Here is a 21310-nt window from a genome sequence, read left to right on the forward strand (position 1 = left end):
TTTATCAGATCATCGGATCATCCAAAAACGCTTCTAAAATGCAATCCCCATTTCAGGATTAGTTCTTATATTAATTCTGATCTTTTGAAAACGTTATATTGTAATTCCTGCCATTCTCTATTACGATAGTTACAAACAAGTACAGCAATGATCTGTTTACTCAAAGGAGGACGTTATCTTGAATGCACCCTTATTTCGTGATCCCATCTTCGATGGAGCCGCTGATCCGGTCGTTGTATGGAACCGCGCTGAACAGACCTGGTGGATGATCTACACCAACCGCAGAGCTACCGCAGGAGGACCTAAATTTGCCTGGGTTCATGGCACGGATCTCGGCGTTGCCTCATCGTCCGATGGAGGACAGACGTGGACCTATCGTGGTACGTTAACCGGTTTGGAACATGAATGGGGACATAATACGTTCTGGGCGCCGGAAATTTTCTGGCATGATAACACGTATCACATGTATGTCAGTTATATTCAAGGCGTGCCCCATGACTGGCCGGATCATGACCGCCACATATTGCATTACACAAGCCCCGATCTGCTGACCTGGACATATCATGGCAAACTGGAGCTCAGTTCGGACCGTGTCATTGATGCCTGTATTTATCCGCTGCCGGATGGTCGTTTTCGGATGTGGTACAAAGATGAGGCAAATGGATCTCATACCTATGCCGCAGACAGCACGGATCTTCACCACTGGGATGTTATCGGTCCCGTCATTACAGGTCGTGCCCATGAAGGTCCCAACGTTTTTCGCTTTCATAACAGCTACTGGATGATTGTGGATGAATGGAGAGGACAGGCTGTATACCAATCGGATGATCTGGAGAATTGGGTATGGAACAGCATGATTCTCGATCAGCCGGGGACACGTGAAGACGATGGCGTTATCGGTTTGCATGCAGATGTAGTGGTCCAGGATGATACAGCTTATATTTTCTACTTCACCCATCCCGATCGCATTGAAGGAGTAGATCATGCCAGTGAGCCTGCTCGTCGTTCCTCCATTCAAGCTGCACGCCTGGATGTTGTGGATGGGGTTATGGTCTGTAATCGGGATGAAGAGCTGCAAATCCAGCTTCGTCCGGAGACAGATGAGAGTCATATTTCTGTTTGAACCACATGAGGTAGATGATTAGCACCCTTTATATTGTGAAAAAAATACGGAAAGACCTGAACATGTTCCTGCTGCTGCAGGCTTAATCAGGTCTTTTTGTATGATCAGTGCATGATCCTGTAATCGCTGCATCGATTATGATGGACGCGACTTCCCATCCCCCTGCCTGTATTTTCGTGGAGACATCTGTACGGTTCGCTTGAACACTTTGCCAAAATGAGAAAAGTTGCTGAAGCCTGCCCGCCAGGCGATCTCCGTAATGGAATCCTCGCTCTCGCGCAGCAGTCGCTGCGCTTCCTTCACGCGAAGCAAATTCAAATAATCAATGAAGGTAAAACCCGTGGTTTGTTTAAACAATCGACTGAGGTAATGCGGACTAATTCGGAATTCTGCTGCGACTTCCGGCAGCGTCAAAGGGTTCCGATAATTATCATTCAGATAGCGAACAACGGCTTGCGTCTTGGGATGAAGGACTGGCTCGCTCTCGACTGGATATACCCTCCCCTGCTCCTGATTACGATACGCAATTAATAGCAATTCAATGGAGCGGTGGCGCAGCAGCAGGCTGCTTCCAACCTTAGGCTGAATCATCTCATCGATCATTTCATGAATGATCCGTTCTGCCGTTTCGCTAATAGGTGATGGAAGCCTTAACATAGGAACTTCCCATTCAAATGGCTCCTTTAACCCCTCCATCAACGCAGGGGCAATACTCATCTCTTTAAAAAGCTCCTGCTTCAGATACAGTACAATTCGTTCATGATCAGGCCTTCCGCTTTCCAAGGTTTTATGTACGGCATTCCGGTCAACAAATACAAAATCCCCGGCTTTGACATGGTAGGAACGGTCTTTAATAAAATAGATGCGTTCCCCCTTCAGGAGATAATAGAGCTCATAATGATCGTGGAGATGATCCGCGGTCATGGAATAATAGCCCACCCTGCGATCATATTCAATATCCAAAAATCCGGTAGAATCGTGGTAATCCGCTCGAAACGGCTGTGACATGAAGCAGCCCCCTTTTCAAGGATTATAGCAAAATAAGCGGGGTTTGAAAGCGATTACGCAAAAAATGCGGCGAAAGAAGTATTCCCTTGTTATAGGCTAGAGCTATATTCAAGGAGGCGATAGATATGGGTAGCAAAAAACGCTATGTACTGGTCGGCACCGGTGGCCGTGCAGAATTTTTTTATGGAGCACTAGCGAAAAATTTCCGTGAACAATCCGAGCTTGCAGCTTTTTGTGATATTAATCAAACGCGGATGAATTATGCGAATCAACTGCTGAGAGAACGATATCAATACAATGAGGTTCCTACCTATACAGCAGACCAGTTTGACCAGATGATTGAGAACGAGAAACCCGATGCCGTCATTGTGACCAGCGTTGACCGTACGCATCACAAGTACATTATTCGGGCGATGGAGCTTGGATGTGACGTCGTGACCGAGAAACCCATGACCATCGATGAGCACAAATGCCAGGATATCCTCGATGCTGCCAAACGAACCGGGCGAAATATCCGCGTTACCTTCAACTACCGATATGCTCCCCATCATACCAAGATTCGTGAGCTAATCATGAACGATACCATCGGTAAAGTAACCTCCGTTCATTTTGAATGGCTGCTTAATACCCGGCACGGTGCAGACTACTTCCGTCGCTGGCACCGCGACAAACGTAACAGCGGCGGCTTACTCGTTCATAAATCCACCCATCATTTTGATCTCGTCAATTTCTGGATTGGCTCCCAGCCCGAAACGGTCTTTGCCTTCGGCGATCTCATGTATTATGGGCGTGAGAATGCGGAAGAACGAGGCGTTACCCAATTTTATAACCGCGCAACGGGCAATCCGCTCGCTCAGGAAGATCCGTTTGCCCTCCATCTGGATTCGGATGCGCACCTCAAAGCGATGTATCTGGATGCGGAGCCCGAGGACGGCTACCAGCGCGATCAGAGCGTATTCGGGGATGGCATTAACATTGAGGATACGATGGGTGTGCTCGTCCAGTATCAGAACAAAGCCATTTTGACGTATTCGCTTGTCGCCTATCAGCCGTGGGAAGGATACCGTATAGCCATTAACGGCACCAAAGGCCGGATCGAGATGTCCATCGTTGAACAGTCCTATGTCAATTCACTCGGGGACAAAAGTCTGGAAGGTGCCCTGATCGGTAAAACCCTTCGTGTGCTGCCCATGTTCGATACTCCATATGAAGTGCAAGTCGAAGAGAAAAAAGGCGGCCATGGCGGTGGAGACCCCGTTCTGCTTAATGATCTGTTCGGCGAGCCTGCAGAAGATCCGTATGCCCGTGCTGCCAACCATATTGATGGAGCAAGATCGATCCTGACAGGTATTGCAGCCAATCGTGCAATTTCAACCGGGATGCCGGTCCACATTAAGAACCTGGTTCAGTTTTAATTTGATGGAAAGTTGATCCTACAACGGTCATGATTCAAGGCTGCGTATTTACGCGGTCTTTTTTCCATTTGCAATCTCTTTTGAAGAACCAAAAGCAAACATTGAATGATCACGAAGTTAAAGGGGGAAATGGATGTTCTTTTCATTAAAAAGCCGATTAATTGCCTTAATTCTTGTCCTGTTCGTCCTCTCGTTCGGCACGCTCTCCTTCCTGTTGTTTGCGGAATCCCGGGCTGTAATCCGTTCCTATATCGAGTCCTCTGCTCTCGAGAAAATGGAGGAATACGGCTCTTACATCGATATGGTACAAATGCAAATTTATGATGTAGCCTCTCTCGTATTCAATAGCGATATGGCGAAAAACTGGGATAATGCCATGAGTGATCCACAACTGTCCGAGGGAGAGAAAATGCTGGCTAACCTCGCCATGAGCCGCTTTCTGACGCAGGCAACGAACAGCTATACCAGCATTTCCGATGTGTCCATCTATCGGCTGAACGGGCTTCGGATTGGCGGCGAAAATCAGGTCGTGGGCGATCCTTCGTTTTTGCAAGAACCATGGTATATGAACTTCTTCACATCCGGTGACAGGTGGCTCGCTGCACATACCGACGTTCATGAAAGGGTCAGGGACCATGGCAACCCGGTGGTCAGCCTGCTTATGCCTCTGGGTACCTTCCATCATGCTACTGCACGGAATGTCATGAAGGTCAATGTAAGCGAGTCCTATTTTCTCGAACCCCTCAGCCGGATTCATCTGGCTAAGAACAGCACCATTTTTCTGCTAAACGAACAAGGCCGGCCCCTCCTCTCCCAACAAGCACATGAGCTTGGGACCGGAACTCTATCCGACATCGAACATATTCGAAACCGCACACCAAAATCAGGCGTTGAATATCTGACCAATGATGTGGGCGGGCGAGACATGATGGTATACAAAAAACTCGGGCGCACAGGCTGGATGCTGGTAGGTCTGGCACCGGAAAAAGAGATGTATTCCTCTCTGCACAAACTCCAGACGACAACATTTGTGGTGACAATCGCCGTAATCCTGGTGTCCCTGTGTGCTGCGGCCTGGCTGTCCTACGGCGTAACCAAGCCCTTAACCCGCCTGGTTCTGGCGATGAGACAGGTACAGCGGGGTTCGTTTGATCAGGCCGAATCCCTGCTTCCCCCAGACCAGAATGTGAAGAGCGAGATTAGTTATGTGATATCTACATTTCGCTACATGATCATCCGCCTCAGGCAGCATATCCAGAATGAATTCGAGCTGAAGCTGCTTCGACAGCAGGCGGAATATAAGGCTCTCCTCATGCAGATCAATCCGCATTTTATGTTCAACACGCTGGAACTGGTCAGCAGTCTTGCGATACAGCGGCGAACGGACGACACTGTGCAGGTCATTGAGGATCTCGGGAAAATGATGAGGTACTCCATGCATACGAATGATGATCGTGTGCCACTGGCTGAGGAACTCACCTACGTCCGCCACTACATCTCCATTCTTCAAACCCGCTTCGGACCCAAGCTCGATATTTCCACCCAAGAATCGGGCAGACTGGATCACCTTGTCTTGGTCAAGTTTATTCTGCAGCCGCTAATCGAGAATGCAGTCAAATACAGTTTTCAACATCAAACGACTGCTCGGGTGCGTATTCGAATCTGCAGGAACAAGGAACGCCTGCACCTCAAGATTAAGGACAATGGTCCGGGGATGCCTCTGGACATCATCTCCAGAATGCAGGATCCTGAGACCGTTACCGCACAACTCGAACCGATGCTTCGCCATTCAAGCTGGCATATCGGACTTGGCAATGTGGTTGCCCGGTGCCGGCTGCATTACGGTTCCCTCTTTGCCATTCATATATCGAACGGGGATACCCAGGGCACTTGTATTGAACTGGTTCTACCCGTACAGGAGGAAAAACATGTACAACGTATTGATCGCTGATGATGAGATTGAGGTCCGTGAAGGCCTGAAGCTGAAAGCCGACTGGAGTGGAATGGGCTTTGCCATCTCAGGTGAGGCCGCAAACGGAGTGGAAGCCGCTCGGTTGCTCCAATCGGGACACTATGACCTGCTCCTGACTGATATGAATATGCCGGTCATGGATGGAGTGCAGCTGCTCGACATCTGTAGAACCCACAATCCATCCATCGAAATCATGATCATCACGGGATATGAGGACTTCCAATATGCCAGAGCCGGTGTTCGTAATCATGCCATGGACTACTTATTAAAGCCGGTAACCCGGGGAGAATTGAAAGCGGCTTTGATCAAAATCAAGGAGGAGCTGGATAAGAAACGCAAGGCTCGGGATGAATCCGAAAGGATCCAATGGCGCCTGTCCCAATACTATCAACAGATGAAAACACACTTTATTATGGATCTCGTCAAGGGTAACAAGCTCCCTCCTTCTTCACTGCCTGAACGAATCCGATTATTTCATCTGGAAGAATGGCAGCATTCCGAGGTCTGCTTCCTGACTGCAGGTTTGCGGGAAACAAACCATGCTCCTGCTTCCGAAATCCGGATTCCGGAGGACATGCATCTCCCATTCCAAATGATCTGTCACGAGATTGCTGAATCTTATACGGGAACTGTACTTGTATTTCAGGACACAGCTCATCCTGGAATCATACATTTCATGATATTGGACGGAATGCAGCATGAATTTGTGGAAAGGCTCCGCATACAGATTATGTCCTATCTGACAATGGAAATGCAGATTGGAATTGGGCTGACGGTGGCTGGACTCGAACGCTGGAAGGAAGGGTACGTCCACTCCCTGCTGGCATGGAACCTGGCCGGACGCCAGTCTGGTTACGCTCAGACAACAGAGGTAACTGATCACAGTCCACTGATTCCCGAGGAGATCAACCGCGCCATGCATCGATGTCTTCTCCGAGGGGACCTGGATTCCTTTCGCAGCATGATTCGAAAAGAGCTGGACGATGCCTTTCACAGATCCACTTCCCGTTTAATCCGCTGTCTATTGCAAATTTCACTGCTGATGGAGTCTGCCGCCATGGACTACATGCGACATGCTTATGGTACACCATCTCGCTGGATCTCTCCTGAATGGGTACTGTGGCTGGAGACTCCTGAACAAGCAGAACGGCTGCTGATGCAATGGGCAGAGGATTTTGTAGACGGGCAGCAGCCATCCGAGACCACAGAAGCAACCATGATCGAATCAGCGAAATGTTATATCGATGAAAACTACATGCAGGAAATTACGCTCACCTCCATCGCAGAGCAATTTAACTATCACCCTTCCTATTTCTCTGAGATGTTCAAGGAAGGTGCGGGCATCTCATTTATTCAATATTTGACGGAAACCCGGATGAAACACGCAACACGCTTACTGAAGGAAACTCAATTGAGTGTATGGGATATCACTGAGCTTACAGGCTTCTCATCCCCGAGCTATTTCAGCGCCCGCTTCAAAAAGGTGCACCACATGAGTCCTTCCGAGTACCGGGTGCTTCAATCCGAAAAAATCACTGATGAGAATCCGAAGAAATGAGATTCCGGCCGCGTCGGCTCCCAGGTAAGATGAGGTTATCAGGACGTTCATCGCGTATCATGTAAGCGGATTCAGTTATTGGAATTGTGAATGTTCAACCACTCTTAGCCTGAAGGGAGGCAAATCATGAAAAAAATGTCCACGCCCTTATATGGCCAGCAAAATAAGACAGCCTACTTGTTCCTGTTGCCTTGGCTGATCGGACTGTTCTGTCTAACGCTGGGGCCAATGGCTGCATCGCTGTACTTATCCATGACCAAATTCAATCTGTTATCACCGCCGACGTGGACGGGGCTCAGCAACTATGTGCAAATCTTCAGTGAAGACGATACATTTCGCAGATCGCTTGGACTGACCTTCTTTTATGTATTCTTGTCCGTCCCGCTCCGCCTCGCCTTTGCGCTGCTAATAGCGATGGCGCTAAACAAAGGCATTCGCGGCCTCGGTATTTATCGAACCGTATATTACATCCCTTCCCTTTTGGGAGGAAGTGTTGCCATCGCCATCGTATGGCGCCAAATTTTTGACGGTAACGGACTCGTCAATCAATTCCTGAACTGGTTCGGCATAGCGGGGCCTTCCTGGATTGCACATCCCGACTATGTCATTTATACCATCGTGACCTTATCCGTGTGGCAATTCGGTTCGGCGATGGTGATCTTCCTCGCTGGCCTGAAGCAGATTCCAGCCGACCTTTACGAAGCGTCGGATGTGGACGGTGCGAGCAAGCTGCGTCAATTTTTCCGCATCACGCTGCCCATGCTGTCACCGGTCATTTTTTTCAACCTGATCATGAGCATGATCAATTCCTTCCAGGCCTTCACTCCGGCATATGTCATCGGTGATGGTCGCGGAGGACCACTTGATGCCACCATGTTCTACACCCTGTATTTGTATCTGAAAGGCTTCTCGTTCTTTGATATGGGTTACGCCTCGGCACTCGCCTGGATCATGTTGGTCATTATCGGTATATTCACAGCTATCGTCTTTCTCACATCCAGGTTCTGGGTATTCTATGGCGACAATCAGGAGGGGAGGTAATGCATATGCCGTTCAAACGAAAGCTCATTCAAACCGGGAGACACACGGTCATTATTCTCCTCGGTCTGCTGATGCTGTACCCCGTGTTATGGCTGATCTTCAGTTCGTTCAAACCTAACCATCTAATCTTTACGAACAGCAGTCTGATTCCAACCAGCTTCACACTGGATCATTACGTGAATGGCTGGAAAGGATTACAGGGCGTTTCCTTCGGCCGATTCTTCGGCAATTCGGCACTCATCTCGGTCATGAGCGTTCTGGGAAATGTGATCTCCTGTTCGCTCGCTGCCTATGCTTTTTCCAGACTCCGCTTCAATTTAAAAACGCTGTGGTTCAGCATCATGCTGGTCACGATTATGCTGCCTTACCATGTAACGCTTGTACCTCAATATATTCTGTATAACGAGCTGCAGTGGATCAATACGTATTTCCCGCTTATTTTGCCTAAGTGGCTGGCACAGGACTCCTTTTTCATTCTGCTAATGGTGCAATTTATCCGCGGTATTCCGCGGGAGCTCGACGAGAGCGCAACGATTGACGGGTGCGGACAGTCCCAGATTTTTTTCAGAATCGTGGTGCCTCTCCTTGTTCCTGCGTTGATCACAACGGCGATCTTCACCTTTATCTGGAGCTGGGATGATTTTTTCAGCCAGATGATTTACCTAAGCAAGATCGATCTGTTCACCGTACAGCTGGGCATACGTTCCCTGTTTGATCCATCAGGACAATCCGATTGGGGAGCATTGCTTGCCATGTCCACGTTATCCCTACTCCCTGTAACGATTATCTTTTTGGTATTTCAGCGCTATTTTCTTGAAGGCATTGCTACTACCGGTCTGAAGTAAGTTCTATTTTCGCAATCACCATATTCGTTAGGAGGATGAACGATGTTTAAGCGACTCATGATGGGAATGGCCGCCTCACTCCTGCTATTTGCAACAGCCTGCTCGGGTACGGATCATACGGGTGCTGGCGGTAATACGGATCAAGGTAACGAATCAAACGGCCAGGTCGAACTGCGCATGATGTGGTGGGGTGATCAGAAACGGGCAGACATTACAAACGAAGCTCTTCAAGTCTTTCAGGAAAAACATCCGGACATCAAAATTGTAGGTGAATTCGCCCCTTCCTCCGGATATTTTGACAAATTGAATACACAGCTGGCATCAGGAACGGCACCCGATGTATTCTTCCTGGGTGGCAATGTGGTCGATTATGCCAAAAAGGATGTATTGCTCAACCTCGATCCATATGTCGGAAATGAACTGAACCTGGACGGCATGGATACCACCATGGTGGAATACGGTCGTCTTGACGGGAAGCTTCAGCATATTTCAGCCGGTGCCAATGCACGTGGAATTGTAATTAACAAGGCGTTGTTCGATAAAGCTGGCATCCCTCTGCCTGAGGCGGACTGGACCTGGGAAGATTATGCCGCAATCAGCAAGGAGCTCTCTGACAAGCTCGGCGATGGCATATTTGGAACGTATAACTTTACGGTGGACGGGATGGATATCTACCTGAAGCAGCGTGGCAAACAGCTGTATGACATGACCAACGGTACGTTGGGTTTTGCACAGGAGGACATTCTCGAATGGTTTCAATACTGGGAAAAGGCATCGGCCGACGGTGGTGTAGTCACACCTGAATTGCAGGTCTCCAATCCGCATGATGACACGAGCAAATCGCTGCTGATTACAGGCAAAGCGGCCATGACCCTGCTTCCGTCCAACCAGCTCGCTGCATTCCAGAGCCTGACGGAGGATCCGCTCATTCTGCATCCGGTTCCGCGCGGACCCAAAGGTACTGGCGTGGTATTTGAATCCAGTCAGGGATTGTCTGGCTATGCGAATACCAAACATCCTAAAGAGGTTGCCATGCTGATGGACTTCTGGATCAATGATCCGGATGCGGCCCGAATTCTTGGCAATGACCGCGGCGTCCCTGTTACGGAAACCAATCGGAATCTTCTTCAGGAAGAAGCCGGAGCCGTTGAAGAACTCGTTTATGACTATACCAATTTTGTATCTGAAGCCACCAAAACGGAGCCTTTTGACGTAAGTTATAATCCTCCTGGCTTTGCGGAATTCTCCAAGCTGGCTCAGACGACAACCCAGGAAATTGGATTTGGTCGAAAAAGTGTCGAGGAGGCGGTATCAAGCTTCTACAGCGGTACTCTCCGAATTTTCGAATCCAACCAATAGCAATAACCACCACAACCCATTAGGAGGCGAACATGGCAGAAGCACTATTGAACCGGCTGCGCCAGATGTCCATTCCAAACCTTGTTCAGCCCAGTAAGCCGAAAGACGCAGTTATCTTGCAAGAGTGGCAGGAATCGGGAGTCCGTTTTGCCGCTTCGGGCGGAGGCCTGGAACAGGCTTATTATGCAGCAGTAGAGAAGCTCCTTGCCTGCATCGTTCCCATGAGCAGCGGAGATCCTGTTCTCCAGGAAGGAGGCATCTATCTCGGCTGCTGGCTGGAGAGCACGGGCACGATTAACGCAGAACTGCTCTCCCGCCTGCTTCCTTCCGTTTCCCGAGCAACCTATCTAAGCTTCGCAGCTCATCAGCGGGAGGATGGATTACTGCCTTACAAACTGACAGAGACTGGTCCCTCCTTCCGTCAGATTCAATTGGTTACTCCGCTTGCACGAAGTGTATGGAATCACTATCAGCTTCACGGTAAGGACTGGAGTTTCCTGAGTACGATGTATACTGCCATGACACGTTATGACGAATGGATTGCGAAACATCGGGATACCCGGGGAACCGGATGCGTAGAGGCTTTCAGTACATTTGACACCGGACATGATCTATCACCCAGGTTCTGGCATGTACCGGATACGCCTTACCAGAATGATCCCGGTGCATACCATCCGGATTCTCCGATATTGCCGTTCCTGGCACCGGATTTAACCGCCAATATTTATTGCCAGCGTATGTATATGTCCCGTATGGCAGAGGAACTTGGCGAATCGGGTCAGGAATGGAAAGCAAAAGCTGAATTCAGTCTGGACAGCCTCTTTCGCTACTGTTATGACGAAGAGGATCAGTTCTTTTATGATCGTGATCGCAATGACAAGTTTGTTCGAGTTCAATCGGATGTGCTGCTGCGCGTGCTGGCCTGTGAGGTGGGTGATCAACATTTGTTCGACCAGCTGCTGCAAAGATATCTGCTCAATACAAGCAAATTTTTTGCCCGATATCCCTTTACGTCCCTAGCCATGGATGATCCCCGGTTCGACCCTTCATCCACCTATAACAGCTGGGGTGGGCCGTCTAATTTTCTGAGCCTCATTCGGGCTCCCCATGCCTTCGAACATCACCATCGCTATGTGGAATTGACATGGGTGCTGAATCCGATTCTGGCTGCGTTATCCAGAGCGAAGCGTTTTGCTCAAACCCTTAGTCCATGGACCGGTGAAGAAGGCTTCACGGATACCTACTCCCCAGCCATCCTGTGTCTACTTGATTTTGTGGAAAGGTTATCCGGCATTATGCCTGTCGGTTCAGACCAGCTGTGGTTTACCGGACTTCTTCCCCCAGCCATGGATCATGGCGAAGAAGTTGCCGGGAGTACAGCCTACAGCCGAACGGTTGACGGGCAACCGTTTGAACTGGTGAACTCCCCAGATCAAATGGTGGTCTATCGAAAAGGCAGCTTTCATATTCAGGCTCCGGCTGGAATCCGGGTGATCACCGATCGTGATGGAAGGCTGGAAAGTATCATTGGAATGAGCGTGCGAACGATTGAGGGCGAGCTTACTTATCAGGGGAAGTCCCTTCCGATTCGAATTAAAGGAAATGAGATGCAGTGCTTCACTGGAGATGGTTTGCAAACCGTCCGGGATATTGGCATGATCTATCCAAGTTATCAATAGTAAAAAGGCGCAAGTGCAGAGAAGTCTCCATGCACCTGCGCCTTTGCTTGTCCAAAGCATGTCCATTACCGAGGAGAGCGTGTCCATTTCTCCCGGTTTATAATGCTATAGAGAAACAGACTCACTCAAGCTTTTCGCTGCCACGAAGGGTGGCGATAAAACTCAATCGTATCAATGAAACTTACGTTGTATTCCTGCTCTACTTCCGATAAATCCAGCAGTTTGCGGTCAATTTCTTTTAATCCCATGACCACGTCATGCCGCAGCAGATCCATTGCAATTTTGCCTACAAACCCGCCCTCGTTCTCCTTGTGTCGATTACGAAACTCTTCATTGTATATTAATTCCGGGGTAAAGGATGACTCAACAAACGCATTGACGAGTGTTAACTCTTTCCCTTCCTTGTGCACCGCAATATAGTAATTTCCGCGGTCATCCTTGACCAAATCTTTATTCAGTTCAACGTTCATTGGAATCACTCCCTATATCTTAAATAATGGGCCAATACGATAAAACATGGGCAGGCAATTGCTCACCACCTGACCTGATCCGTTCATATAGTAGGTATAAACGGAGAACGGAGGATGACTTATGAAGTGGCATCATCTCCATACAGGCAAAACGCTGCAACAGCGTTTGGCGGAGCTGCAGGGACATCTGGCCGAGCTCAATACACCGCGGTCAGGACTTGAACCAGGCCGGATCAAACGGGTGTATTCTCGCCATTTTATCAAAGTAAATCGACAATTGTTTATTCCGCTCAGCCTGTTGTCCATCCGTGTGTTTGATACACATCAGACACGCCGAGGTGTTCGAGTAGGCATTCGCACCGTGTTCCCATCCAAAAATGCCTTTCGAAATATCCGGCTGGTTGGCGTGGGACTTGATTATCTGGAGCTGCAGGGAACCGGCAAATTCCCTTCCCGCATCCTGTTTCCCCTGAGTCAGATCGAATCCATCCATCGTCCAACAATTAAAAAGAAAAAGCAGACACGTTAATCGGCGCTGTCCCCTCTAATCCATACGGCCCATTTCATTATAACGCAACCTGTATCGATTTGCCTGCTTAGCGCTTCACGCCAAAAACGGTGAGCACAGAATTTCTCTGTGTCTCACCGCGTAGTTCACCAATTGAAGCTTATCCATGTAATGAACACTGTATTCGACTCTACTTGGGTTATCTCATTATAGCCCTGTCCATACATCCTTGGCATAACGACCTTCCTGCTGTAAGCGTTCGAGCCATGCATCTGCCTCATCTACAGGCTTGCCACTAATGTCGGTGTATGCCTGCTTGAGTGTTGCCTCCACATCAGGAGCCATCTTGCTGCCGTCTCCGCAAATATACAGATGCCCGCCCTGCTCAAGCAGAGGAATCAGTTTTTCGGCGTCATCCCTCATCAAATGCTGAACATAACATTTATCCTGTCCATCGACTCTGGAAAAGGCAGTGTGAAGCTGGACAAGTCCTTCTTGCTGTGCCGCTTCAAGCTCATTTTTATACAAGTAATCATGCTCCGGATTGCGGCATCCAAAGTACAAATGAGCTTCGCCCACGCTCTGTCCCTGTTCCTTAAGAACCCGTCTTGCTTGCAGGAATCCACGGAATGGGGCCACTCCCGTTCCTGGACCCACCATAATAACCGGCACTTCTGGATCAGATGGCAGTTCAAACCCGGATTCAGGCGTTCGGATAAACATGATCACCTCTTCACCCGGTTTCAGGTTTGCCAGATAATTGGACGCTATACCTTTATACTCCCCTTGACCGCTCCAAGCCGGCGCTCGAACCACACTGACCGTAATACTAGCCTGCTCTGGCTGTACCCGAGGCGAACTTGAGATGGAGTAATATCTCGCTTTGAGTGAGGGCAACAGTTCGAGGAAGCGTTCGAACGGCATTTCGCACGCCTCATACTTCACGAGATAATCCAGCATCGATACCCGCTTACCCCTCACTTCTTCCATATATACCGATTCGTCCAGAAGTGCTTCAAGCTCCTTCTTATGCGGCGGGCATACGGTGTAGGCTGCCAGCTCTCTCAGCTGGGCACGTGTTGCAGCCTCCTGCAATTCCACGCTGTGGCTGAGCAAGTCAACCAGATTAACCGGCTGATGCAGTGGCAAGTGCGCAGCGCTTCGACCAGATGCATCCAAAACCAGGTGTTCCGTACCCGTAAAACCATAACGTTTGAGTACACGCTCCACGAGTTCCGGTGGATTTTGCGGGAGAACCCCCAGATGATCGCCTTCCTTGTAAGTCATGCCTTCAGGCAGCTGAATCTCCAGATGACGCGTGCTGCGGAGGCTGCCAGCATCATGAAGTTCCCGATTCTCCAATACGTGAGCCGCATGGGCATCGTACGTATCTGCAAGTGGCGTCACCGCATGCCCACTGACAAATTGAACGGACAACGAGCTGCGCTCACTGCCTGAGCTGCTGTTCAACTTCAATCCCATTGCGTGTGCCAGATCCGGCCACAATTGTTCGCTCCAGTCCTCAACCTGTTTCTCGAAATCTCCGCTGGCATCACTTTCGCCAAGTGGGGATAACCGGCTTGCCCCCTTGGAAGAGAGCTGTTCATCAATCAAACGCGGAATACGCTGATACGTGCTGGCCCAGTTATGATCCCCACAGCCAAGAACAACAAAGCGCACGCCTTCAAAAGCATTGGCATCTGCATGTTGAATCCACTCCACAAAATTCTTGGCGTTGCTTGGCGGCTGACCATTGTAGGATGCACTAACAATAATGACGACACCTTCCTTCGGCAGGTTGCCTACCCGATTGTCCAGTGCCTCTACTTCGCTACGAAAGCCCTGATATCGCGCAGTATCTGCAATCTCACGTGCAATGCCTTCCGCAGTACCCAGGTTGGAACCGTACAGAACCAGCATCGGGGTATGATGGGCATTTGCCGTATCCAGCTCTTTTCGTTTGACAGCAGGAGCTGGCTCTTCCAACGCAACACCCGGTACAGCCATGACAGGCTGCCCACCACGGGCACGAACACGGATGGTGAAATGGTCCGGCTTGAGCGTCAAGGTTTCTTTCACCTTCAACTGATAATCCGTATGATCAATGAAGTCAAAATGTTTCAAAACCATGCCCAGCACCAGCGTTGCCTCTTGAAGTGCAAATTGCTGCCCAATACATGCCCGCTGACCGTTACCAAAAGGCTTATATGCATCGTGCGGCACCTTGCTTGGATCCTCAAATCGCTCCGGACGGAACTCTTCCACATCGTCGCCCCAGGCATCGCGGTCTCGATGCAGTTTGGGAATGAGCACACTAACGCTGTCCCCTTTTTTCAACGGATACTCTCCGGCGAGCACGGTATCTTCTTTGGCATAAAGGGAGAACGCCGGGGCTGTTGGCCACAGACGAAGTGCTTCGTTTAGTGCCATACGGATATATTTCAGACTCCGAACCTGATTATACGTTGGAACCGGATCCTTCAAAATCTGGTCAGCCTCGGCTTGCGCCTTAGCCAGTTTATCCGGATTTTTCATCAAATAATAAATGGCAAAGGATAATAGTCCGCTCGTTGTTTCATGTCCTGCAATCAGAAACGTAATGATCTGGTAGCGGATATTTTCGTCATCCAGTGTTTCTCCCGTCTCCGGGTCCTTACCGCTCAGCATATGGGATAACAGATCGTCTGCGCCCTCCTGAGGCTGTTCTTTGCGCTCGGCGATAATATGATCGACCAGCGCGAACATGGAGCGGATATCCTGCTCAAATTGTTTCTTTTTGCTAATCATCAATTTGTCCTGAAGACGGAGACGCTGCAGCGAACTCATGGATTCATCCAGAGCGCGAACCATGCTTGTAATAAAGGGGTGAGGTTCTTCCCGATAAAAGCTGTTAAACCGGTAATTGAATCCGCATAACCCGATCGTATCCAGCGTTAGACGTGTCATATCATCGGGTACATTTACCGTTTCATCCGGATTCAGCCTAGACCATTTCTGAACAAGCTGCACGGCCAGATCGATCATTTTATTATGATATCCCTGCATGGCACGCTGACTGAAGCTGGGCAGAAGCACATTATGTGCTTTTTTCCAATTGGGCTCATCCGTCCAACTTGTAAATAAGCCATCTCCAGCAAACGCACGAACTTTCGCAAGCGGTGCCCATACACGCTTATCGAATTTGGATTCATCCGTCACCTCGGCAACCAGCTTATGACCCGAAATGTACAGCTCGCTCCGTCCCGGGTATTCCATTCGAAAGATCGGTCCGTATTCCTCAGCAAGCTTAACCAAGGATTGTACCGGTTCATCCAAGTTTAATTGTGGCAAGTTACCCAGTGGTCCAAAGGTTTTGGGCTGGGGTACTGACATTGACGACATCTTCTTCACTCCTATTCCAACTCATATGGTTGACTGATCATGAATAATGGCACTGTTAACTTCAGCATTCGACTAAATAGGTATACCATCATTTTCTACAAGTACTCACATTTGATTCAAGATCATGATAAAACACAATAGAACCAACTGACCGATTTGGTATATCGGTCAATTTTGAGTAAAAAAAATGAGGCGCTTCGTTATCTTACTTTTACCCTAACATTTCCAGTTCCAATCTTCAACAGTCTCAAAGTCATAGGACCATCGGGTCGGCCCTGCTCTTTGAACTAGGTGGTCCCTTGGCCTGAAACGGTTTCAGGCCTTCTCCACCCTTGATTTTTACACGGGAGCTTCACCATGTAATCTAGCGTTTCTTCAGCAGTTCCCTGATTTTCGTTTCCATCATTAAAGGTTCAACTGTCGTTTCATAGCGATCACTAACCTCGCCATCCGCTCGGATCAAAAACTTGGTGAAATTCCACTTGATCCCGTCCCCGTAATACAATGCAGGATGGTTTTCCCTTACAAAATGATCCATCCACCGACCTTCTTCCGTTTCGAGATCATATCCCTGGAATGCAGCCTTTTCGACCAGATGACGAAACAGAGGATGAATGGATGTTCCGGTAACCTCGATCTTATCAAACATCGAAAAGGTCACATGAAAATTACTTTTGCAATATTGGGTGATCTCTGCATTATTACCTGGTTCTTTATGATTGTACTGATTGCAGGGAAAAGCCAAAATTTCCAGGCCTTGTTCGCCATACTTGTCATAGAGGTGCTGCAGCTCCGAAAATTGTCTGGAATAGCTGCACTTGCTGGCAGTGTTGACAATGAGCAGTACCTTTCCCTCAAACCTTGATAAATCATCAATATGTCCATCCTTTGAAGAAACTTGATAAGAATAAATAGGATTCATATATAGCGCCTCCCATAAGAAGTAGACTAAAATAGGCTCTTTACATAAATTATATCTGCGTTCATCTTATAGTTGAAATATATAAAACATATTAATTTAATAGCTATTATCTATTATGCATTGTGAAAGTATGCCAAAAAAACAACTGTCCTGAGAAGAGAACGGATCTACTCCATTGGACAGTTGCTGTGCTGGGTTATTAGATAATTGATAAACGCTTATCCCATAATCAGGCCGTATACTACACCCGGACCGTGTACACCAATCGTCAGGTCATTTTCAATATCGGAAGACCGACTTGGGCCGGAAATAAAATGGATACCAGCGGGAAGGTTCTCTCTTCCTGCTTCATCAAAGCGATTCAGCGTCTCGCCCAATCGGGTATGCAGGCGTTCTACCGGAATGATAATGATTAATACGGTTGGCAGAAGACTCACAGCGCGTCCCTTCTCTGGTGAAGATAGCACCGTAACTGAACCTGTGTAAGCAGTCGCATAATCCGCCATGACCACGCCAATATCGGCCTCTGCAGCCCGAGCTTTCCAGTTTTCATCCGGCTTGCTGTTCCATACGGAAATCTGTACGTCCGGCAGCTCTGCTTCAAGCTGCAATTCATCTAGCTCCTGTTCGTTCTGACGAATCACATACTTTGCTCCCAGTTCATTCGCTTTCGTTGTAATAAAAGTGGAAGCTTCATCCAAATTCTTCACCCGAACAATGTGGGCACCAACACTCACAAAGTTATCGGTAAATGCCTGTATACGTTTCTCTTCATCCCATTCCAGTTCATTCCAGAATGACGGCGCACCTCGAAAAGGCTGCGTTGGCGCATGATTTTGGCGGGGCCTTCTTAACTTGGAAGCAATACCATTCATGAACTTCTCCTGCTTCTCGCGCGACCGCTTCTCCAATTGGTTCAGCCACTGCTGATGCTCAGTGCTCATGCCTGCCGCCTCCTTGCTCCCGTTCTCGCAAAATGTGCTCCATCCGGTTGCGGACATTGCTATCCATTTCTTTTCGATCTTGATCCAGCTCCTGATCCAGCTTGCTCCACTGCTGGCGGAATGAACGTTTGGCCAGGCTCGGTGCAACTCGGTATGTGTTCCAGCCCTTGAGCGGACCAAGCTTGAGCGAAATTCCTTCATTACGCACAACAGCCTTCTGGCCAAGCTGGCCCAGACGAATAGCCGCACTGAAACGTTTGGAGCTGGACACCACAGCGGCAAATCCCTTCATGCCTGCTCCCTCCAGCTTGTTTCCGTGGCCTTCTTCAACCTTACGTCTGCGTAAATACACGAGCATATCATGTAAAGGTATTTTGACAGGACAGGCCTCATAACAGGCCCCGCATAAACTCGAAGCACTGGCAATGTCGTTCCACTCGTCTATATTCCCATTCAGTGCTGGGGTCAACACCGCTCCAATCGGCCCACTGTAGGTTCCACCATAGGCATGACCGCCTATATGACGGTATACCGGACAAGCATTCAGACAGGCTCCGCAGCGTATGCAATTCAGCAGTTCCTGAAATTCAGGATCACCCAGCTGCAGGGATCTTCCATTATCCACGATAATAATATGCATCTCATCGGGACCATCCCCGTCTGCTGTTCGGCGCGGCCCGGTGATGCCTGACATATACATGGTCAATTTTTGTCCTGTAGCGGAACGCGGCAGCAGTGTGGCCATCACTTCAAGATCGGTCCAGGATGGAATGATACGCTCCATTCCCATCAAGGTAATCTGTGTCTTCGGTACAGTGGATACCATACGGGCGTTGCCTTCATTCTCGAACAGCACCATGGAGCCTGTCTCTGCAATGGCAAAGTTACAGCCCGTCATGCCAATGTCAGCCTCAAGAAATTTTTCACGCAGCTTTTTACGCACAAACCCGGCGAGCACGGTTGTATCCGGTTCGAGAGTTTCCCCTGCTTCTTTTGATAATAGCTCCGCAATCTGATAACGATTTTTGTGAATCGCCGGAATAACGATATGTGAGGGTGCTTCCCCTGCCAACTGGATGATATATTCACCCAAATCGGTCTCAATGGCTTCAATGCCGGCAGATTCAAGCGCATGGTTCAGATGTACTTCTTCCGACACCATCGATTTGGATTTGACCACGGACGCAGCTTCATTGTGGGCCGCTATATCAAGCGCAATTGCGGCTGCCTCGGCCGATGTATCAGCAAAATGGATATGGACACCGTTAGCACGGGCGTTGTTGACGAATTCATTCAGATAATAATCCAGATGTGCGATCGTGTGCAGTCGAATCTGGCGTCCCCGTTCCCGCCATTCATCCCAGTTTCCGTGTTCCTCCGAAGCCGATTTCTTTCCGTTCCGCAGACGTTCTGTTGTGAACTTGACGGCTTTGCGCAGAAAATCATCATTGAGCGCGAGTTCCGCACGCTTTTTGACAGACACATCCATTACACCAGGCTGACTCATCCTGATCGCACCCCCTCATACAGTAATTCCGCCAAATGCATGACACGAACCGGTTCATTCCGGTAACGCAGATTGCCTGCGATATTCATGAGACACGCCATATCCAGTCCAACAAGCACCTCGGCATCGGTCTCTTTGATATGATCAACTTTCTCGGTAACCATGGCGCCGGATATATCGGACATTTTTACAGCAAACGTTCCCCCGAACCCGCAGCAATCCTCTCCATAAGGAAGCGGTACAAATTCCAGCCCTTTCACTGCAGACAACAGCGCCATCGGTTCGTCTTTGACTCCGAGCAGCCTGCTGCCATGGCACGATGGATGGTACGTAACCTTGTGAGGAAAATGTGCTCCCAGATCCGTTATCCCGAGCACCTGCACCAGAAATTGCGTAAATTCATAGGCTTTCGCTTCCAGCCGTTTCGCCTTTTCGAGCCATACCGGATCATCCCCAAACAGCTCGGGATAATGATGAATCATATACGTGCAAGACCCCGAAGGACAGACTACAAAATCGCTGTCGTCAAACGCTTCCAGAATCGTTTTGGCTGCCACTCTCGTCTCATCCCAATACCCGCTATTATAAGAAGGCTGACCGCAGCAGGTTTGGACAGGCGGAAATTCCAACCGAACGCCGTGAGCGGCAAGCAGTCTGACTATCGCTTCTCCGACACGCGGGTAGATGGCATCACTGAGGCAGGTAATGAACAAGGAGACCTTCATAAATACACGCTCCCATAATCAATTAGTAGTTGATCTATTGAAGTTAACTCTAGGTACCAAGTCAGAACGAGCTGACTACATGCCCATTTGCTTATACAAGCGTAATTTGAATGTCATAGTCCTTCAAACGTTTCATGAGATCACCCTCCAGCTGCTCATTGAGAATAACAGCATGAACCGCATTTAATCCGGTTACCCTGGCGAACGCACGCACACCAAACTTGCTGGCATCTGCGAGCAAAATAACCTGGTCGGAGATGCCGACCATTTTTTGTTTCAACCTGGCTTGCAGTTCATTGGATTCGCTAATTCCGCCACCATCCAGATGGACCCCCTTGCAGGACAAGAACAGTTTATCAACGTGATACGTTTCCAGTGAACGTTCGGCCAGCGGCCCGACAAACGATAGCGAACGCTGTGCCAATTGTCCCCCGGTAGAGATCACCTCTATCTTGTCCTTGCTGCTAAGTTCGGTCGCTACCTGAATCGAGTTGGTTAACACCGTCAGCGGGATATCCGGCATGTTCGCAGCCATATAACCTGCAGTGGTGCTGGCATCCAGGAGTATTCGATCCCCTGGGCGAATCATGGCAAGGGCTGCCTGAGCAATTCGCTTCTTCTCTTCCGCATGCGTCGTTTCCCTCACGCGATAGGGGATCTCCGGCTGATCATCCTTGATGCTCACAGCACCCCCATGGGAGCGCTTTAATCGCCCGGCTTGCTCCAGCCGATCCAGATCGCGGCGAATGGTCTCTTCGGTTACCCTACAGCGATCACTTAGCTCGGACACACGCATGCTTCCGCTTTCATTAACCATCTCGACAATCCGATCATACCGCTCGGCAGCCAGCAT

17 protein-coding genes are annotated in these 21310 nt (G+C 49.1%); 9 read left to right on the plus strand and 8 right to left on the minus strand.

Going from position 1 to position 21310, the window contains the following annotated elements:
• Window positions 1–178: 178 nt before the first annotated feature.
• A complete protein-coding gene (locus AC3WQ3_RS25720; RefSeq protein ID WP_492474066.1) occupies window positions 179–1123 on the plus strand; it encodes a glycosyl hydrolase in 945 nt (314 codons plus the stop codon).
• 135 nt (window positions 1124–1258) lie between these two features.
• Here the strand turns inward: AC3WQ3_RS25720 and AC3WQ3_RS25725 are convergent, their stop codons facing one another.
• Window positions 1259–2131, minus strand: coding sequence for a helix-turn-helix domain-containing protein (locus AC3WQ3_RS25725; RefSeq protein ID WP_492474067.1), 873 nt, complete (start codon window positions 2129–2131; stop codon window positions 1259–1261).
• Window positions 2132–2256: 125 nt separating this feature from the next.
• On the opposite strand from AC3WQ3_RS25725, the gene AC3WQ3_RS25730 reads away from it, so the two are divergent.
• The 7 genes from AC3WQ3_RS25730 (at window position 2257) to AC3WQ3_RS25760 (ending at window position 12000) form a co-directional block, all read left to right on the plus strand.
• On the plus strand, window positions 2257–3546 hold the full coding sequence (locus AC3WQ3_RS25730; protein ID WP_492474068.1) for a Gfo/Idh/MocA family oxidoreductase: 1290 nt from the start codon (window positions 2257–2259) through the stop codon (window positions 3544–3546).
• Between the two features lie 133 nt (window positions 3547–3679).
• On the plus strand, window positions 3680–5497 hold the full coding sequence (locus AC3WQ3_RS25735) for a cache domain-containing sensor histidine kinase (protein WP_492474069.1): 1818 nt from the start codon (window positions 3680–3682) through the stop codon (window positions 5495–5497).
• A complete protein-coding gene (locus AC3WQ3_RS25740; RefSeq protein ID WP_492474070.1) occupies window positions 5475–7076 on the plus strand; it encodes a response regulator transcription factor in 1602 nt (533 codons plus the stop codon). The genes AC3WQ3_RS25735 and AC3WQ3_RS25740 overlap by 23 nt, the downstream gene beginning before the upstream one ends.
• Window positions 7077–7202: 126 nt before the next feature.
• Entirely contained in the window at window positions 7203–8117 is a 915-nt protein-coding gene (locus AC3WQ3_RS25745; RefSeq protein ID WP_127536134.1) for a carbohydrate ABC transporter permease, read from the plus strand.
• Window positions 8118–8122: 5 nt separating this feature from the next.
• Window positions 8123–8962 (plus strand): carbohydrate ABC transporter permease, encoded by an 840-nt coding sequence (locus AC3WQ3_RS25750; protein WP_492474071.1) that lies wholly within the window; start codon window positions 8123–8125, stop codon window positions 8960–8962.
• A gap of 42 nt (window positions 8963–9004) precedes the next feature.
• Complete coding sequence (locus AC3WQ3_RS25755) at window positions 9005–10321, plus strand: extracellular solute-binding protein (RefSeq protein ID WP_154893488.1); 1317 nt, start codon at window positions 9005–9007, stop codon at window positions 10319–10321.
• A gap of 32 nt (window positions 10322–10353) precedes the next feature.
• Window positions 10354–12000, plus strand: a complete 1647-nt coding sequence (locus AC3WQ3_RS25760; protein WP_492474072.1) for an MGH1-like glycoside hydrolase domain-containing protein — start codon at window positions 10354–10356, stop codon at window positions 11998–12000.
• A 125-nt stretch (window positions 12001–12125) separates the two neighbouring features.
• On the opposite strand, the gene AC3WQ3_RS25765 is transcribed toward AC3WQ3_RS25760, so the two are convergent.
• Window positions 12126–12470: a hypothetical protein gene (locus AC3WQ3_RS25765; protein WP_492474073.1), complete on the minus strand. Its 345-nt coding sequence runs from the start codon at window positions 12468–12470 to the stop codon at window positions 12126–12128.
• A 121-nt stretch (window positions 12471–12591) separates the two neighbouring features.
• On the opposite strand from AC3WQ3_RS25765, the gene AC3WQ3_RS25770 reads away from it, so the two are divergent.
• The gene (locus AC3WQ3_RS25770; RefSeq protein WP_095358485.1) at window positions 12592–12999 is read left to right on the plus strand and encodes a hypothetical protein; all 408 of its coding nucleotides are present in this window, start codon (window positions 12592–12594) and stop codon (window positions 12997–12999) included.
• 186 nt (window positions 13000–13185) lie between these two features.
• Here AC3WQ3_RS25770 and AC3WQ3_RS25775 read toward each other — a convergent pair whose 3' ends face one another.
• From AC3WQ3_RS25775 to AC3WQ3_RS25800, 6 genes are all read right to left on the minus strand, one after another.
• The gene (locus AC3WQ3_RS25775; protein WP_154893491.1) at window positions 13186–16359 is read right to left on the minus strand and encodes a bifunctional cytochrome P450/NADPH--P450 reductase; all 3174 of its coding nucleotides are present in this window, start codon (window positions 16357–16359) and stop codon (window positions 13186–13188) included.
• 364 nt (window positions 16360–16723) lie between these two features.
• Window positions 16724–17281 (minus strand): glutathione peroxidase, encoded by a 558-nt coding sequence (locus AC3WQ3_RS25780; protein WP_492474074.1) that lies wholly within the window; start codon window positions 17279–17281, stop codon window positions 16724–16726.
• Window positions 17282–17499: 218 nt separating this feature from the next.
• A complete protein-coding gene (locus AC3WQ3_RS25785; protein WP_492474075.1) occupies window positions 17500–18225 on the minus strand; it encodes a LutC/YkgG family protein in 726 nt (241 codons plus the stop codon).
• A complete protein-coding gene (locus tag AC3WQ3_RS25790) occupies window positions 18215–19732 on the minus strand; it encodes a LutB/LldF family L-lactate oxidation iron-sulfur protein (RefSeq protein ID WP_154893494.1) in 1518 nt (505 codons plus the stop codon). The genes AC3WQ3_RS25785 and AC3WQ3_RS25790 overlap by 11 nt, the downstream gene beginning before the upstream one ends.
• A complete protein-coding gene (locus AC3WQ3_RS25795; protein WP_492474076.1) occupies window positions 19729–20457 on the minus strand; it encodes a (Fe-S)-binding protein in 729 nt (242 codons plus the stop codon). The genes AC3WQ3_RS25790 and AC3WQ3_RS25795 overlap by 4 nt, the downstream gene beginning before the upstream one ends.
• A 91-nt stretch (window positions 20458–20548) precedes the next feature.
• Window positions 20549–21310: a DeoR/GlpR family DNA-binding transcription regulator gene (locus tag AC3WQ3_RS25800; protein WP_336779725.1), complete on the minus strand. Its 762-nt coding sequence runs from the start codon at window positions 21308–21310 to the stop codon at window positions 20549–20551.

This window comes from Paenibacillus sp. FW104-T2, assembly GCF_058789975.1.